This is a genomic window from Motilimonas sp. 1_MG-2023 (assembly GCF_030547455.1).
In the GTDB taxonomy this organism is placed as follows: Bacteria; Pseudomonadota; Gammaproteobacteria; order Enterobacterales; family CBDFNC01; genus Motilimonas.
This window is the reverse complement of the sequence record NZ_JAUOPX010000020.1, coordinates 18,094-35,242: the sequence shown is the minus strand read 5'-3', so window position 1 is coordinate 35,242 and position 17,149 is coordinate 18,094. Positions and strand designations below refer to the sequence as shown.

16 protein-coding genes and 1 tRNA gene are annotated in these 17,149 nt (G+C 42.8%); 11 read left to right on the top strand and 6 right to left on the bottom strand.

What is annotated here, in order from left to right:
* Window positions 1–14: 14 nt before the first annotated feature.
* Complete coding sequence (locus Q4519_RS11945) at window positions 15–782, bottom strand: heme ABC transporter ATP-binding protein (protein WP_232802815.1); 768 nt, start codon at window positions 780–782, stop codon at window positions 15–17.
* A 1-nt stretch (window position 783) separates the two neighbouring features.
* Window positions 784–1,770, bottom strand: coding sequence for an iron ABC transporter permease (locus Q4519_RS11940; protein WP_303512535.1), 987 nt, complete (start codon window positions 1,768–1,770; stop codon window positions 784–786).
* 172 nt (window positions 1,771–1,942) lie between these two features.
* On the opposite strand from Q4519_RS11940, the gene Q4519_RS11935 reads away from it, so the two are divergent.
* Window positions 1,943–2,869, top strand: coding sequence for a Gfo/Idh/MocA family protein (locus Q4519_RS11935; RefSeq protein WP_303512475.1), 927 nt, complete (start codon window positions 1,943–1,945; stop codon window positions 2,867–2,869).
* 96 nt (window positions 2,870–2,965) lie between these two features.
* A complete protein-coding gene (locus tag Q4519_RS11930; RefSeq protein ID WP_232802813.1) occupies window positions 2,966–3,274 on the top strand; it encodes an STAS domain-containing protein in 309 nt (102 codons plus the stop codon).
* A 34-nt stretch (window positions 3,275–3,308) separates the two neighbouring features.
* Here the strand turns inward: Q4519_RS11930 and Q4519_RS11925 are convergent, their stop codons facing one another.
* Window positions 3,309–5,006 (bottom strand): diguanylate cyclase, encoded by a 1,698-nt coding sequence (locus Q4519_RS11925; protein ID WP_303512471.1) that lies wholly within the window; start codon window positions 5,004–5,006, stop codon window positions 3,309–3,311.
* A 304-nt stretch (window positions 5,007–5,310) separates the two neighbouring features.
* Here Q4519_RS11925 and rsmC point away from each other — a divergent pair, with 304 nt between their 5' ends.
* The 6 genes from rsmC to Q4519_RS11895 all read left to right on the top strand — a co-directional run bounded on the left by rsmC (window position 5,311) and on the right by Q4519_RS11895 (window position 11,772).
* Window positions 5,311–6,357, top strand: a complete 1,047-nt coding sequence (gene rsmC / locus Q4519_RS11920; RefSeq protein ID WP_232802811.1) for a 16S rRNA (guanine(1207)-N(2))-methyltransferase RsmC — start codon at window positions 5,311–5,313, stop codon at window positions 6,355–6,357.
* 233 nt (window positions 6,358–6,590) lie between these two features.
* Window positions 6,591–7,814, top strand: a complete 1,224-nt coding sequence (gene glgC / locus Q4519_RS11915) for a glucose-1-phosphate adenylyltransferase (RefSeq protein ID WP_232802810.1) — start codon at window positions 6,591–6,593, stop codon at window positions 7,812–7,814.
* A gap of 183 nt (window positions 7,815–7,997) precedes the next feature.
* Complete coding sequence (gene glgC, locus Q4519_RS11910) at window positions 7,998–9,218, top strand: glucose-1-phosphate adenylyltransferase (protein ID WP_232802809.1); 1,221 nt, start codon at window positions 7,998–8,000, stop codon at window positions 9,216–9,218.
* An 81-nt stretch (window positions 9,219–9,299) separates the two neighbouring features.
* Window positions 9,300–10,769, top strand: a complete 1,470-nt coding sequence (gene glgA, locus Q4519_RS11905; RefSeq protein ID WP_303512468.1) for a glycogen synthase GlgA — start codon at window positions 9,300–9,302, stop codon at window positions 10,767–10,769.
* Window positions 10,770–10,854: 85 nt separating this feature from the next.
* Window positions 10,855–11,151, top strand: a complete 297-nt coding sequence (locus tag Q4519_RS11900) for a late competence development ComFB family protein (RefSeq protein ID WP_303512466.1) — start codon at window positions 10,855–10,857, stop codon at window positions 11,149–11,151.
* A 294-nt stretch (window positions 11,152–11,445) separates the two neighbouring features.
* A complete protein-coding gene (locus Q4519_RS11895) occupies window positions 11,446–11,772 on the top strand; it encodes an antibiotic biosynthesis monooxygenase (protein WP_232802806.1) in 327 nt (108 codons plus the stop codon).
* A 53-nt stretch (window positions 11,773–11,825) separates the two neighbouring features.
* On the opposite strand, the gene Q4519_RS11890 is transcribed toward Q4519_RS11895, so the two are convergent.
* Window positions 11,826–11,910 (bottom strand) — tRNA-Leu (locus tag Q4519_RS11890).
* A gap of 264 nt (window positions 11,911–12,174) precedes the next feature.
* On the opposite strand from Q4519_RS11890, the gene Q4519_RS11885 reads away from it, so the two are divergent.
* Window positions 12,175–12,723, top strand: a complete 549-nt coding sequence (locus Q4519_RS11885; RefSeq protein ID WP_232802805.1) for an RDD family protein — start codon at window positions 12,175–12,177, stop codon at window positions 12,721–12,723.
* Between the two features lie 65 nt (window positions 12,724–12,788).
* On the opposite strand, the gene lptG is transcribed toward Q4519_RS11885, so the two are convergent.
* Window positions 12,789–13,853 (bottom strand): LPS export ABC transporter permease LptG, encoded by a 1,065-nt coding sequence (lptG, locus tag Q4519_RS11880; RefSeq protein ID WP_232802804.1) that lies wholly within the window; start codon window positions 13,851–13,853, stop codon window positions 12,789–12,791.
* Window positions 13,853–14,968, bottom strand: a complete 1,116-nt coding sequence (lptF, locus tag Q4519_RS11875; protein ID WP_232802803.1) for an LPS export ABC transporter permease LptF — start codon at window positions 14,966–14,968, stop codon at window positions 13,853–13,855. The genes lptG and lptF overlap by 1 nt, the downstream gene beginning before the upstream one ends.
* A 167-nt stretch (window positions 14,969–15,135) precedes the next feature.
* On the opposite strand from lptF, the gene pepA reads away from it, so the two are divergent.
* Window positions 15,136–16,644, top strand: a complete 1,509-nt coding sequence (pepA, locus tag Q4519_RS11870; RefSeq protein WP_232802802.1) for a leucyl aminopeptidase — start codon at window positions 15,136–15,138, stop codon at window positions 16,642–16,644.
* On the top strand, window positions 16,644–17,084 hold the full coding sequence (locus Q4519_RS11865; protein WP_282561156.1) for a DNA polymerase III subunit chi: 441 nt from the start codon (window positions 16,644–16,646) through the stop codon (window positions 17,082–17,084). The genes pepA and Q4519_RS11865 overlap by 1 nt, the downstream gene beginning before the upstream one ends.
* Window positions 17,085–17,149 lie beyond the last annotated feature (65 nt).

Below are 17,149 nucleotides of genomic sequence, written 5' to 3'. Positions count from 1 at the left end.
TTTTTCGGTACTTGCTAACATAAAATGACCGGATAGCCTGATTTCGGGTGAGTAATAACTTCCCCCTCTAATGAAAACACATTTTTTAGCAATGACTGAGTAAAAACCTCACCACTCGTGCCTTGCGCAACCACCTTGCCATGATCAAGCACAACAATGCGATCAGCATATCTCGCCGCAAGATTTAAATCATGAAGTACAACTAACGAGCCAATTTGCAGTAAAGCTAATTCTTTGAGCAGGCTTAATAATTGGTGTTGATGATACAAGTCGAGTGCTGCTGTTGGTTCATCCAATAATAAATAACGTCCACCTAGGCTAGGCTTTTCCCATATCTGAGCAAAGGTTCGGGCAAGTTGCACTCGTTGCTTTTCACCGCCAGATAGATGAGTGTAAATATTCTGCGCTTTATCTTGAATATCAGTCCAGCTCATTACTTGCCGAATCACCTGTTCATTTTCGAGGTGGCCAGTCGTTTTGTTCATTCGCCCGATGTTAACAACTTCAAATGCGGAGAATGGAAAATTCAGCTGCGAGCTTTGTGGCAAAATAGCCAGCCGCTCAGCCAACTCACGTGGCGGCCATGTAGCTCTCAGCTTCTGCTCTATCAAGACTTGCCCTGTACTAAAAAGCTCACCGCTGATGACATTAAATAAGCTCGACTTGCCAGCCCCATTAGGCCCAACTAAAGCCACTACTTCATTACAATTAAGCGCAATATTAACCTCAGTTAACACGGCCTTATCATCACGGGTTAAATTAATATTTACAGCTTGCAGCATATCAAACCATGTACTGTTTTTGTTGCATTAACAAAAAGATAAAAAATGGCGCTCCAATGCACCCCATTACCACGCCAACAGGTAGCTCTATCGGCATAAATAAGGTACGAGCCAACAAATCAGCCAGTAATAAAAAGCACGCACCAAGTAAACCAGAAAGTGGTAGCAAATAGCGATGGTCAGGTCCAACGAGTAAACGAATTAAGTGCGGTACCACCAACCCAACAAAACCAATTAAACCCACGCAAGCTACGCTGACGCCAACCGCTAAAGCTGTCAACACCACTAATGTATATTTTAACCTTTGCACATCAACGCCCAAGTGACGCGCTTCTGACTCGCCAAGTAATAATGCATTTAAAGGCTTGGCAACGGGCATAATAAAAGCAAATAATGCCATGCTAACCAGGGCGCAAAGGCTAACCATGACCCAGTTAGCTCCAACCAAACTGCCTAATTGCCATGCGACGATATTGCGCAATACAGTGTCATCAGCAAAATAAGACAAAATCGCAATCCCAGCTCCTGCGAGTGCTGTAACAGCAATCCCTGCCAATAACATCACGCTAACCGACGTACCATGACGAGTCGATGCAATGCGGAGCACTAAAAAAGTAACAATCAAGCCCCCTAAAAAAGCAAACAAAGCCACTAGCAGTTCAGTACTGAGCGTCGAGGTAAAAGGAATCACTAAACTGCTGAGAAAGATAGCTCCCGCCGCCCCCAATGCCGCACCACTTGAAACGCCAATGATGGCAGGATCTGCAAGCGCATTACGAAACAACCCTTGCATCATAGCGCCACATAACGCCAAATTAGCTCCCACCAACAGGCACAACAAGGTACGAGGTAAACGTAAGTTTTGCATCACCATGATATGTGTGGCGGTTATTTCAGGAAATGCCTGTGGCACTAACAGCGCCCCTAAGGTTTGCAAGCTTTGCCAAGGACTGAAAGAAAGCGGGCCGATCATGAGAGAAAACAGCATGATAGCCAATAAGCTTACACTTAATATAATAAATACAACGGGAGCTCGACTTATTTTCACTATCACTCTGGTACAGACTCATAAGGTGGCGCTATGATAACACTAGCAAACACTTAGCTGGGAAAAAACCGCTCAGTTACGACCACATTTGATGATTGAGGAAGCCATGGTCATGACAAAAAAAGTCAGAATCGCATTAGTGGGATTAGGAGATATAGCGCAAAAGGCTTGGCTCCCCATAGTTTGTCAGCACCCCGAAATTGAGCCTATTTTTTGCACCCGGAATAAAGAGACCTTATCGCAGCTAGCGCAACAGTACCGCGTCAAAGAGACCTATACAGATGTAAAAGATGCGATTAATGCAGCCCCTGATGCAATAATGATCCACAGCTCTACCGACAGCCATTTTGCGATAGCCTCTGCTAGCATAAAAGCAGGCATCGCCACCTTAGTCGACAAGCCTATTAGCGATAATATAGAACAAGTTTGCCAGTTAATCGATTTAGCAAAGACAAATAACACGCCTTTGTGCACCGGCTTTAACCGTCGTTTTGCCCCCTTGTTGCAGCCCCTAAAAGGCCACCCTCTCAATCAATTGCGTTGGCAAAAAAATCGTCACAACCTACCCGGCAACATTCGCCAGTTTATTTATGATGACTTTATTCATGTTGTTGACAGCCTGCTCTATTTTGGCCGTCCAGCCACTCCCATAGAGCCACAAATTAGCTTTGTCATGAAAGAACAACAACTGGCTGCCGTGTTTTTACGCATTGCCACCGAAAATACTTTATTAGAAGGCAGCATGAACCGTATCAGCGGGCAAACATTTGAACGAATTGAAGCATTTACAGACAACCAAAACTGGCAAATTGATAATTTACGACAAGGCCAACACTGTAGCGACAACACCATGACCCCTATGTTGTTCTCAGATTGGCAAAGCACACTCTACAAACGTGGATTTGACAATTTATTAGATGCCTGGCTATCTCAGATCAAAAAAAGCCAGCCAGAGCATGATTATTTAGATAGCTTATTAACAACACATAAATTATGTGAAAAGATAGTCAAATATATCGAAGCTAAAATAAACGAATAAGCAGATTGCTGCTATATTCCTATAGAGCTTTGAAATCGCTAAAAACTATTCGCTGCTTGCAGCTTAGTGTCAAATCACACTTAAGTGGATAAGATTATGTCAATTACTAAACGCTTAATAAATAACGATTCGGAATTAGAAATTATCATCCATGGCCGATTTGATTATTCTTTACATCGTGAGTTTAGGGCCTGCTATCAAGACCAGCAGCCTGATTTGGTTTATAACATCAATCTTAGTGAAGCCCAGTACATGGATAGTTCGGCATTGGGGATGATGCTGCTGTTAAAGGAGCACACCGAAAAATCTGAGAATGGCACAGTAAAAATCAGTCACCCTTCTAATACTGTGCTAAAAATTCTAAAAATTGCTCATTTCGATAAACTGATTAAAATAGAAAATTAGTCGTTAGCAAAGAGCAAGCCGCAAGCTATTATTCCTAAGTGAATACACATTGATCACGCCCCAGTGCTTTTGCCCGATACAATGCTTTGTCTGCTTGTTCAACCAACTCAGTTGATAACAACTCCTTGTTAGGAATAATACTGGCCACACCTACGCTGACACTTACAACACCACCAACGTTGCTTGCTTTATGAATAATACCCAGCTTTTTAACTCCCTCTAAAATATTATCCGCCACTGCATGTACAGCTGCCTCTGCCATATTCGGAAGCAAAATAGCAAACTCTTCACCGCCATAGCGAGCAACCACTTCGCCAGCACGACGAGCATGAATAAGCAAACTTTGCGCAACACGTTGCAATGTTTTATCGCCCTCAATATGGCCATAACAATCGTTATATTCTTTAAATTTATCGACATCGATCATCAGTAGAGTCAAACGATAGCCATGTCGCTGTGCGCGGTCCCACTCGGCTTGCAGGGAAATATCAAAAAAGCGCCGATTACTTACGCCAGTCAATCCATCCATCATAGAAAGGCGCTCAAGCTGTATGTTGGCAGACTCTAATGCACGGTTTGCACTCTCTAAAGCATTGTTTGCCGATGCTAACTCCGCGGTACGCTCTAACACCCTTTGTTCTAACTCTTTGTTAAACTGAACTAACTTCTCGTCTTGACGTTTTCTAAAAATCAGCTGAGATAGGTTTGCTGCATACAGCTTAAGTACTTCTTTATGATGTAATTCCAGTGGCTTTTGGTTAATCAAATTATCGACAGCAATCCAACCCAATGCTTGATCGCCGTCCCATAAAGCGACCATGGCATTCCATCCCCGCCCAACATCTTTTTTATTGTGCTGCAACGCGGTATCTTCTATTACAATAACGTAGTCTTTACGTCGCAGGGTTTCTTGTACCACGGGGTGTTCTGGAATCGGGCTACTAAAATATGACTCATTCACCACTTTGCCATTTTCATCGGTGCCATAGGTACCAAACATTTTATTTGACTCATGATCGATCAAAAAAATCGCCATGCGGTCAATTTGCAGGTGCTGCTGTGCTAAGCGTACTGAATTGTAGTAAAGGTCATTCAGAGTGGTGCTTTGAGATAGCTCAATACTCACTCGGTGTAATTGTGTGAGTAACGACAAAAACATCTCAGATTGTGCAACTTTTTCGCCAAGCGCCTTAGCCGTTGTTACATTCTCAGCTTGCGCAAGCTGGGCCTGCTCGGAGAGGTAACGCTTTTCAAACTCAGCACCGATGGTTTGAGCGAACAGTTTGATAATGTTCTGTTCATCAAGCTCTAGCGCATCAACATCATGATTGGTTTCTAAAAATAAAATCGCAAATACCATATCGTCATGAAAAATAGGTGCCGCGACCTGTACGCTTTCATGGATATCTAAAGATTGTGTTTGCCAAATATCATCTTCCGCTTGAAAATTAATTTGATATTCAAACTTTTTAGAATAAGCAACTGACTTAATGAAAGATTCAGGTAAGTCAGTGTGTTGACGTAACGTTGAGTCGCCATCGTAAAAAACCACATCATCGCAGCCGTTCTTTTTCGCTAATACTTGAAAGCCTTGATGCACTAAAATAATCGCGCAGTTATCCGCATCACTGTACAGTTGCAGCTCATCGAGGGCTTGCTGATATACGCCCGTCATATCGCCAGCTGCAGCCACTTGCTGGGTTAATAATGCAAAAAAACTGTTTTCTTCCATAACATCCAAGCCAGCTTTGTTGGTTCAGCACCTCAACCAATTAGTGCGATAGAGGAGCACTTCTTACACCTGATTATAACAGGCCTTTAAACCAAGGTTTTGACTTCACCTGTTGCAAGCCAAACTAATACATACAATCAATAAAAAACGTTAGCTATAACCTAATTAGGTAATATTTATGACTCCCTTTAATGGCTTTTAATAAAAACCTCAAACTTAACTACAACTAAAATAGCCACCAAAGGCTGTTTGGGGGCTATTCATCGGGTATAATAGCAACACTTTTTTTGCTATAAGCCTCAATATGACCGCGATAAGTTCATCCCCAACCTCAGCTAGCCAAGTGTTAGAAAGAAATATCAGCCAATTTAATGATAAGTCTGTACTCGTTACCGGTGCCATTGAAGACACTTATGCAATTGAATTAGCTAACAGTTGTCGTTCAGTTCACGTGTTTACAACCTACTATTCCGCTTATCAAGCTTTGCAACAATCGGATCAGATTGGATTAAGCTTTGGTGCGAGCTTTGCACCAGAAAGCCCACTTGAAGTTGATGCGGCAATATTATATTTACCGAAAACAAAAGCAGAAGTTGACTACCTACTCGCTAATGTTGTGCCACAAATCAAAATAGGTGGGATACTCTATCTCGTCGGCGATAATCGCGGCGGCATAAAATCAGTAGATAAACAATTACAGCCCTACGGTAATAAAGCCATTAAGCTCGACAGTGCACGCCGTTGCAGCTTACTTGCCCTGGAAATATCTCAACAGTGTCAGCCTTTCCAACTTGACGACTGGCTAACAACCTATCCTTGCGAAGTGAAAGGCGAACACCTCGACATAGTTAGCCTACCAGGTGTATTTAGTGCTAAAGAGCTCGATCTTGGCACGCGTTTACTGTTAGAAAATATCGCCCCCCTTAAAGGAAATGCCTTGGATATCGGCTGTGGTGCAGGGGTTATTGGCAGCTTTTTGCTTAAACAAAACCCTGAGCTAAAAGTTGAAATGACCGATGTAAGTGCACTAGCGGTCGAATCGGCCAAGCTTACCTTGGCAAAAAATGGCCTAAACGCCCATGTATTCCCTAGTGACGTTTATAGCGAAGTCAAACAAAGATATACCACCTTAATATCCAATCCGCCTTTCCATGCTGGATTAAACACCAATTATGGCGCGGTCGAGCAAATAATCGCTGATGCCAAACAGCACCTAAAGATCCGCGGCCGGCTGATTTTAGTGGCGAATAAATTTTTACGCTACGAGCCTTTATTCGAAAAAGCCTTCACCCATTGCGAATTACTTACAGAAACCACTAAGTTTAAGCTTTTGAGCAATTATCCCGATTAAAAAACCAGCAACAATCCTTCCTAAGCCGCAAAAATAGCGGCTTAGTCCTCATATCCTCCCTTCAACCGCCATTTCTAGATATTAACTATTCACAAAATAAGCAAAAAAAGATAAAACTATTAATAAGTAATAAAAATATCAGAATTCATTTTAGTGTCATGATTTTTTATTCAAATGAACTCACTACACCCGAAAATTCTTGTGCTTATCTAATAACTTAAAATGGAGAACATATGGCCGGTATTCTCGCGATGATCCTCGCGGGAGGGGAAGGAAAACGCCTTCACCCCCTAACAGAGACTCGCTCTAAACCCGCAGTGCCATTCGGAGGCAGCTACCGCTTACTGGACTTTGCACTCAACAATTTTGTTAATGCGGACATTCTAAAAATATACGTACTGACCCAGTTTAAATCACAATCTCTCAATATCCACCTGCGACAAGCATGGCACCTGTCAGGTATTACAGACCGCTTCATTGACCCCGTTCCAGCGCAACAGCGCATTGGCAAACGTTGGTATGACGGTACCGCCGATGCGATTTACCAAAATGATAAGTCCATTGAAAGTAATGAGCCTGATCAAGTCTGTATTTTTGGCAGTGACCATATCTATAAAATGGATATTCGCCAAATGGTTGATTTCCATAAACGTAAAGCGGCAGAGTTGACCGTTGCGGCAATAAAAGTAACCAAAGATCAAGCCTATCACTTTGGTATTATTGAAGTTGATGAGAATGGCTGCATGATAGGTTTCCAAGAAAAGCCTTCCGTTGAAGAAGCTAAAACCATCCCAGGCGATCCTGAACATGTGTTAGCTTCCATGGGTAACTACATCTTTGAAACCGACACCTTATTAAGTGAATTAAGACGTGATGCCGATTTAGAAGACTCCGAGCATGACTTTGGCAAGGACATCATTCCGCACTTATACCCGCAAGGTAAGGTTTTCGTTTACAACTTTAATGAGAACAAAATTGCTGGTGAGCCGGATGCTGTCTACTGGCGTGATGTGGGCACCTTAGATGCATATTGGGAGGCCCACATGGACTTACTCGATGATGAAGCCCCTTTCTCTTTATATAACCGAAAATGGCCACTTCATACCTATCACCCACCACTGCCACCAGCCACCTTTAAAGACAGTGACGGACATAAAACAAAAGTAAGCCAATCTCTGCTTTCAGCCGGGTGTTTTGTCCTTGGAACCGTGATTGAACGCAGTGTTTTAGGCTTTCACAGCCATATTCGCAGCGGCTCTAAAATTAGCGAAACCGTGATGCTAGGCAGTGTAAAAATAGGTGAAGGCTGCCGAATTACTCGTGCAATTATTGATAAAAACGTTGAAATTGCACCAGGCACCATTATTGGTGAAGATCTAGAGCAAGATAAAGCCCGTTTTACCGTATCTGAAAACGGCATTGTAGTCATCGCGAAAAACTCTAAAGTTGGATTTTAACGATCACTACGCGGAACTGAAGCAGATATCTTAAAGCTTGAGCTACCGCACTGTCTTAATTAACAAATTAGGCAGACTAATCACAACACACTAAGAAAATAATAATAATGGTTGTGAACAGATTGATATAGGGCCAAGGCAGGGGCCCCCCCCAAATAAATGAATTAAATTAAGGATGTATTAATGGCACGAATTCTTTCCATGGTGCTGGCTGGCGGTGAAGGCACACGCCTTTATCCACTCACACAATCACGCTCTAAGCCCTCGGTTCCCTTTGGTGGCAGTTATCGTTTGATCGACTTTGCGCTGAACAACTTTGTCAACTCGGACTTTTTACGTATTTACGTATTAACACAATTTAAATCACAATCGCTAAACGTGCATTTACGTAAAGCTTGGCACTTAACTGGCATAACAGATCGCTTTATTGATGCAATACCGGCACAAATGCGCATGGGTAAACGCTGGTATGATGGTACCGCTGACGCTATTTATCAAAATTCACGCTTTATTGAAATTGATGAGCCTGACCATGTATGTATTTTTGGTAGTGACCATATCTATAAGATGGACATCCGTCAGATGGTAGACTTCCATCAACACAATGAGGCTGAGTTGACCGTTGCCGCGATTCAAGTTCCTGTCAGTGAGGCCAACCAGTTTGGCATTATTGAAGTGGATGAAGAAGGTCGCATGATAGGTTTTGAAGAAAAACCAACTTCAAATCCAAAAACTATCCCTGGCGACCCAGATCATGTCTTAGCGTCCATGGGTAACTACGTATTTGAAGCTAAGTGTTTAATGCGTGAATTAAAAAGTGATGCCGAAGACGAAAGCTCTAGCCACGATTTTGGTAAAGATATTATTCCGAAACTTTATCCAAATGGAAAAGTGTTTGTATACAATTTTAACGATAACAAAATTAATGGTGAACAAGAGGGAAGCTATTGGCGTGATGTAGGGACCATAAGTGCTTACTGGCAGGCTCATATGGATTTACTTGAAGATGAGCCACCATTCTCACTATACAATCGTAAATGGCCCTTACACACTTATTATCCACCGCTGCCACCTGCGACCTTTAAAGACTGTGAAAGCCATGAAACTCAAGTAAGCCAATCGTTGGTTTCTGGCGGTTGTTACATTTTGGGCTCAAGTATTGATAAAAGTGTACTTGGCTTTCGCTGCCACATCCGAGCGGGCTCAAGGATCAGCGGAACCATCATGCTAGGTAATACCAAGGTAGGTGAAAACTGCGTCATCCGAAATGCTATCATAGATAAAGATGTTGAGATTGCACCTGGTACCTTGATCGGTGAAGATCTTGAACTCGACCGTCGTCGTTTTACCGTTTCCGATGAGGGGATAGTTGTTATTCCTAAGGGCTCTAAAGTCGGCTTTTAGCCACTCCTAAAGCGGCTGATTGGCCGCTTTTTCGTTTCTAAAATTAGAACTATAAATACAGCGCATCAAAAGGAGCGCATTTTGACCGATACAAAACTAAAAATTCTGTTTGTTGCTTCCGAAGTTGAAGGCTTCGCGAAAACAGGTGGGCTTGCCGATGTGGCCAAAGCACTGCCTCTAGCCTTGCATGAGCATGGCCATGACGTGCGCGTCATGATGCCACTTTATCGCACGGTAAAAGGTGCTGAAACAGCTGAGTTTTTATGTAACCAAACCATGTGCCCTCAAAGTGGCTTGCCTGAAATCCCTTATGCTATAAAACGATTAAAAATGGGTAATGTCCCCGTTTATGGTATCGACAGCCCACATTATTTTGATCGCGCAGGTCTCTACGGCGAAGATGATCATGCTTACAATGATAACGGCGAGCGCTTTGCTTTTTTCTCTCTAGCTATTTTACAAAGCTGTGAAACCTTAGATTTTATTCCCGATATCATTCATTGTAATGATTGGCATACTTCGTTAGTGCCCTTTTTACTTAAAACACGCTACCGCGATAATGGCCGTTTTAGTCATACAAAAACGGTCCTCACTTGTCACAACGCAGCTTATCAGGGCATTTTCGATAAGTCCCAACTGAAATTAATTCCAGAAATTAATAGCTGTATGGATCATCAAGTACTAGAGAATTACAGCTACATTAACTACCTCAAAGCAGGGGTACTTTATGCGGACAAAATTAACGCCGTCAGTCCTAACTATGCCTCTGAGCTTTTAACACCACTTGGCTCACATGGCATGTCGCATTGCTTTGTTAATCGAATCCGAGACTTTGAAGGCATTATCAACGGCTGCGATTACAATGACTGGAATCCTGAGGTTGATCCGCATCTACCACAAAACTATTCAGCCCAAGATTTATCCGGCAAAACCGTTTGTAAAGCCAAGCTACAACAAGAGGTTGGCTTAGCACAATCAGATAAAGCCATCTTTGGTATGGTGTGCCGCTTAACCGAGCAAAAAGGCTTTAATATTTTACTGCCAGCATTAGAAGATTTATTGCTGCACGATATTCAGCTCATTATTGTCGGCACTGGCGATCCCGCTATCACAGGTCATTTACGTTCATTAGAGCAACATCATCCTGAGAAATTTAAGTTTGTGAATACCTATAGTGACTACCTTTCTCACTTGGTGGAAGCCGGAGCTGACTTTTTCTTAATGCCATCCTTATTTGAACCTTGTGGTTTAAACCAATTATACAGCTTAGCTTATGGCACCTTGCCGATTGTACGGGGTGTTGGCGGGCTAAAAGATACAGTGAATGACTACGATCAAGACAATGATAACGGCAACGGCTTTATGTTTTATGAACCTGAGCCTGTTGATTTAATTAACCTATTACGCCGGGTTTTATTGCTTTACATAGAGCGCCCAGATGAAATTACAAGGTTGAAAACACAAGCAATGCAGTCTCATTTCTACTGGTCTGAATCGGTTATTCAATACGAACGTTTGTATGCCAAAGCTCTAGAACGTTACGCTTTATGACCAGCATAATGAATATGCATCATGCTAAAGGCATTTTGTAGATGTTTGGGTATACTTAAAAAATCACATATAAGCAGGGTTTATTATGGCACTTGGTATTGATGTACATAACTTCACAGAAAGATTCGTAAGCGAACGCTTTAAACAGCTCGACTTATATAGTCGATTTGATAGTGAATTTTTAGAAGATTTAGCCTGTATTGTGCTAAATAAATTACCCGTCCATTACATTCGATACGATGTCGACATGTATAACTACATGAAAGATGAAGATAAAACATCTTTAAAGCAAAAAGTTGAAGCTGCCGTTGATGAATCTATTGCGTTTTTGTTTGATGAAAAACAAATCAAATTCAGCCGCGAACCAAAAGATACTGAATAATAACTCTGACTAGTTAAATCCAGCGTGTTCGAATGCCAACAATATCGCCAATGCAAATAAGGTAAACATTGGCGATATAAGTATAAACGGCCGCATCGAAGGTACCATTAACAATACAGGAGCGATTAAAATACACACGGCAACTAAAACGTTCATCTCCATAAAATCCTTTTGTTACTTCTGCTCAAAAAACAATAAAGACAATCACTTAGTTTCGTCTATGCTTAAATAAATGGATATGGAAAACACTTTAATGATAATAATTACTATTAGCAAGTTGTTTTGGAGGTGAATATGTTTGTAGTTTTATATCAATGGCAGCTTACTCCTGAACGCCTAAGATCCTTCCAAGAAGGTTGGACTGAAATCGTTCATCGTAATATTGAAAAATACGGTGCCTTAGGCTCCAAACTACATAAAGGAAGTGACAATAATTGGTATTCTTATAGCCAGTGGACCAGTAAAGCATGCTGGGAAGCGGCATTTAATATGGATGATTCCCATCAAGAAGCTCGAAAGAAAATGGTCAGTGCAATTTTGCGAAGCTATCCACCTGTGCTAATGACCCCCATCTTAGACCACTTAGTCAGTGATGAAATGGTTACTCCGCCCTACTTATAATAAAATAACCGCAAAAAAAAGCCTCAACATAAGTTGAGGCTTTTTTTTAAAAATGGTGCCCGAGGGCGGACTTGAACCGCCACTTCCGAAGAAACCTGATTTTGAATCAGGCGTGTCTACCAATTTCACCACTCGGGCTAACAATTTGGGTTTAGCCTAAACGCTATTCCCTGTTAAGTGTTGCCGATTATACTCAAGGCAAACGCCTTGGCAAGTGCTTTTATGCCAATCTGTTTGACAATCAAATCAACCGCTCACTTATTCAGCAATTCAGCAATTCAGCAATTTTAATGACCTATCACACTGCTAAATCAAATAAATTTGCTACAATCACCGCTCCAAAATCTAGCACTGTTATTTGGCGCTCCATAATCTGACACTATTATTTAAAGTAGACGAACGATGAAAAAAAATAAGAAGAATAAGACTGCAACCCCTAGCAAGCCAGTGAACCCCTTTATCGGTCTGCCATCTGCGGGTTTAGGGCGACGTTTGGGCGCACTCATATACGATGCACTGGTGGTTATAGCTGTGATGCTATTTTCCGCAGCACTGGGCGCCGTGGTAGCCATTCTATTGGAAAAGATGGGGCTTATTTCAACCGCGGGTCATGTCGATATGGCAGCTTACTTAAGCCATAACATTTTCTATCAACTTTGGATTTGGTTTGTATTTATTAGCTTTTATGTGTTCTTTTGGACTCGAGGTGGGCAAACCATTGGCATGCGAGCATGGCGCTTGCGTGTCCAAAATGAAGATGGTAGCCCGATAACTAAATCACAAGCGGTGATCCGATTAGCGACCGCAACCTGTGGCCTAGGTAACTTATTCGTGCCATTCAACAAGCCTAAACACCGTAGCTTCCAAGATCATTGGGCTGAATGTGAAGTAGTAGTATTAACAAAAGAATTGAACCAGCGAGTCACAATCAAAGGGATTAAGTGGTACTAACCAGCAAGCTCCGACAAACAAAAGGTCACCCTTGGGTGACCTTTTGTGTTTAAACGATGGTTGTTTTAGCTTTGCCGTTTAAGTAAGAAGGCAGAAAGTAAAATAAAACCGAAGCTTGGCGCAAGCGCACCAATAAAAGGTGGAATGTTAAAAACCAAACTAACAGGGCCAAACATTTCATTAGAAACATAAAATGTAAAACCAACGACTATCCCCATCATTAATCTGGCCCCCATTGTTACCGTACGCAACGGACCAAAAATAAACGAAATCGCCAATAACATAGTTACCAATACCGTAAATGGCACCATTACCGCACGCCACAATGCTAACTCGTAACGGCTAGCATCTTGTCGGTTAGTTTTTAAATAATCAATATAAGCCCATAAGTTTCGCATCGACATATCTTCGGGTTTGATCGTAACCACACTTAATTTATCTGGCGTTAGGCTAGACTGCCAAATTTCTTGTTCGATTGATGTAGATGTAACAGACTGCTCATTGAAGAAGGTTTTTTGAATATTAAATGCCTGCCAACCTTGCTCGGTAAACTCAGCTCTTTCGGCATGTACAGACTGGCTTAGCTTTAATTCATCATCAAACACAAATACTTTAACATCAAACACTTGTGTTTTATTTCTCACTTCACCGATACTAACAAAATTATCTCCGTCTTTAGCCCACACGCCGTATTGCGAACTAATGACATTGCCGCCATAAGTCGCCCCTCGTCGTAGCTCTTTCGCTGCCGTTTCAGACACTGGCGAAACAAACTCGCCAATCACCATCACTAAGACCATAATCGGTACTGCAGTTTTTAATACCGACAGCGCAATGCGCATTTTTGATATGCCAGCAGCCTGCATCACCACCAATTCACTACTACTAGCAAGAGAGCCCAAACCAACTAAAGAGCCAAGTAATGCCGCCATCGGAAAAAATAACTCTATTTCTTTCGGCATTTTAAGTAACACATATAACCCGGCAAGCATCACATCGTAATCGCCCTCACCCACTTTACCCAGCTGTTCTACAAACTTGATAATGGCACTTAACCCAACTAACGTGAGCAAACACAATAACGTTGCGGCAATAATGGTACGGCCAATATAACGATCAAGAATCCCCATTATCTTTCACCTTTTCCTGAGCTTGCCACTGTCTTGGCTGTTTTGTTAAATAACTGAGCAATCGCAGGAGCATCTTTAATGTTGAGATAGATGCCCACCAATAAGAAAATCCCTTGTACTAGCCACATACTTAACAGAGGCAAAGTCTTATCTTCAATGCCACTACGACTTGCACTGAGTAATAGAAAATAGGATAAATAAATCAACAGGGCAGGAAATAACTTAGCATAACGACCCTGACGAGGGTTCACTACCGCCATCGGCACCACTATAAACGTGAGGATCAAAATAGAAATAGGCAGCGCAATACGCCATTGCAGCTCCACTTGCTCCGCTAAGTCCTTGGAGCCAATTAGCTCAGCAGTGGGAATAGTATCAACCTTACGCCGACTCTCCTTTACCTCACGGCTTTCTAGTACCATGGAAAAGCTATCAAACTCAGTGATCTGGTAATCTTTTTGTCCCTGTATCCCCTCATAACGTTGGCCGTCATATAAGGTCAGAATTTCAGCGCCTTTCTTTTCTACCACCTTACCAGTGCGGGCAGTCAGCACCGACGGTCGCTGCTCTCCTTCCTTGGGCCAGTGAGCAGCAAAAATTTTACTTAAATTGTAACCTTCGGAATAATTTTCAACATAAACGACTCCCGAGCCATCCGGTGCAGAGTGAAAACGACCTTCGATTAAAGTGGCAAGTCCAGCATCAGCCTGTGCCTCCTCAATCACTTGCCGCTCTTTTAAGTTCGCTGCAGGCGAAATATAAAAAGTAATGTAGGCCGCAAAGGCAGCGGTGATAAGCGCTAATACCATGGTCGCGTTTAGCACATTTCTGGGGCTATAGCCACAGGCCGTCATCACCACCATTTCACTTTCTGCGTGTAGCCGCCCATGAGCAAACAACACCGCAATAAATAAACTTATGGGAATCATTAAGGTGCCGAGTGAAGGCAGATTTAACCACAAAATGGTCATCACCAAGTCGGCAGGAATATTACCATTGACCGCATCAGCCAATACCCGAACAAATTTTTGGCTAATAAAAATCAATAGTAAAATGAACAACACAGCAATTTGTGTCTTGGCTGTTTCTTTTAATAAATAACGGAAAAGAATCACGAGCGTTCCTAGCTAAACTTGTGTTTTTACTGGCGTAGACCTGTATTTTAGGTAAACTTATTATTTTTAGCACTTACTAAATCAAACACAAAAGCGAATATTGGCCTTCAGCGCCGTTTTGATATGCGAAAAATAGCAGCTTTTGACCTCATAATGAAGGAGAGTCCATGGAGTTTAGCGTAAAAAGTGGCAGCCCAGAGAAACAGCGCAGCGCCTGTATTGTGGTGGGTGTATTTGAACCTCGCCGCCTGACTCCCGTTGCTGAGCAGTTAGATAAAGTGAGTGATGGCTATTTAAGTGCTTTATTGCGCCGCGGTGATCTTGAAGGCAAAGCCGGACAGATGCTGCTATTACACCATGTACCAAACATGCTCAGTGAGCGCGTACTTCTTGTTGGTTGTGGTAAAGAGCGCGAACTCGATGAGCGCCAATACAAACAAATTATTCGTAAAACCATTGGTACCCTGAATGAAACAGGCTCAATGGAAGCGGTCTGTTTTTTGACAGAGTTACATGTCAAAAGCCGTGACACCTACTGGAAAGTACGCCAAGCCGTCGAAGCGGCAGATGACAGTCTCTACACTTTTAATCAATTAAAAAGTAACCCAGGTGAAACCCGCCGCCCATTACGCAAACTGGTCTTTAATGTGCCAACACGTAAAGAGCTAGGCTTAGGCGAAAGTGCCATTGCTCATGGCTTAGCTGTCGCGCGCGGTGTTAAAAAGTGTAAAGATCTTGGCAACCTACCGCCCAACATTTGTAACCCTGACTACCTTGCCACACAATCACTGCAGTTAGCGGAAAAATACGACACGATCACCACTAAGGTTATTGGCGAGCAAGAAATGGCCGAACTAGGAATGAATTCATACCTAGCCGTAGGGCGTGGCTCGCATAATGAATCGAAAATGTCGATTATTGAATATAAACAAGGCGACGCATCCGGCAAGCCCATTGTACTCGTGGGCAAAGGCTTAACTTTTGATGCTGGCGGCATTTCATTAAAACCCGGCGCTGGCATGGATGAAATGAAATATGACATGGGCGGCGCTGCCAGTGTATTTGGTACTATGCTCGCTTTAGCTGAGCTGGATTTACCGTTACATGTCATTGGCGTCATCGCAGCGGCAGAAAACATGCCAGACGCAAATGCCTATCGCCCAGGGGATATCTTAACGACGATGTCAGGGCAAACGGTAGAAGTACTCAACACTGATGCTGAAGGCCGCCTAGTATTATGTGACGCCCTAACCTATGTTGAACGCTTTGAACCAGAGCTAGTCATTGATGTCGCCACCTTAACTGGCGCTTGTATTGTTGCATTGGGCCACCACATCACGGGTTTAATGAGCAGCCATAACCCACTGGCCCATGAATTAATCAATGCTTCCGAACAAGCTGGCGATCGCGCTTGGCGTTTGCCAATGGCCGATGAATACCAAGAGCAACTCGAAAGCCCCTTTGCAGATATGGCTAACATCGGCGGTAAGTCAGCTGGCACAATCACCGCAGCTTGCTTTTTAGCGCGCTTTACTAAGAAATACCATTGGGCTCATTTAGACATAGCGGGCACAGCTTGGCGCAGTGGCGGCAAAGATAAGGGCTCGACCGGGCGACCCGTGCCCATGCTGACACAGTTTTTAATCAACAAAAGCGGCGTCAGCGTCGAAGAATAATGACTCAAGGGCTGTTTTACCTAATGAGTCAGGCAAATGAGCCGGAAGTTAACCTTCCGGCTCATTTTGCTTATGCTTGCCAATTGGCGGCATATCACTACCAACAAGGGCAAAAAGTATTTATCGCCACCGACAATCAAGCCGATGCATTTTTACTCGATGAATACTTATGGCAATTTAGTGGCGACAGTTTTGTGCCACATAATTTAACAGGCGAACCACCCTATTACGGCACGCCAGTTGAAATAGGCTGGCAAAAATCAAAACAAAGACGACAAGTACTGATTAACTTGCGTAAAATAGCGCCAGAATTTGCAACTGAGTTTGCACAAGTGGTAGATTTCGTCCCTATAGACGAACTGCTCAAGCAGCAAGCTCGGCAACGTTATGTCACATACAAACAATGGGGCATAACGCTTGCAACCACTCAACTGGAATAAGCGTCCACGGTATGTTATGCCAACGCCTAATAACCAGTAACGAATACCGCCGACAGAGAGCATTC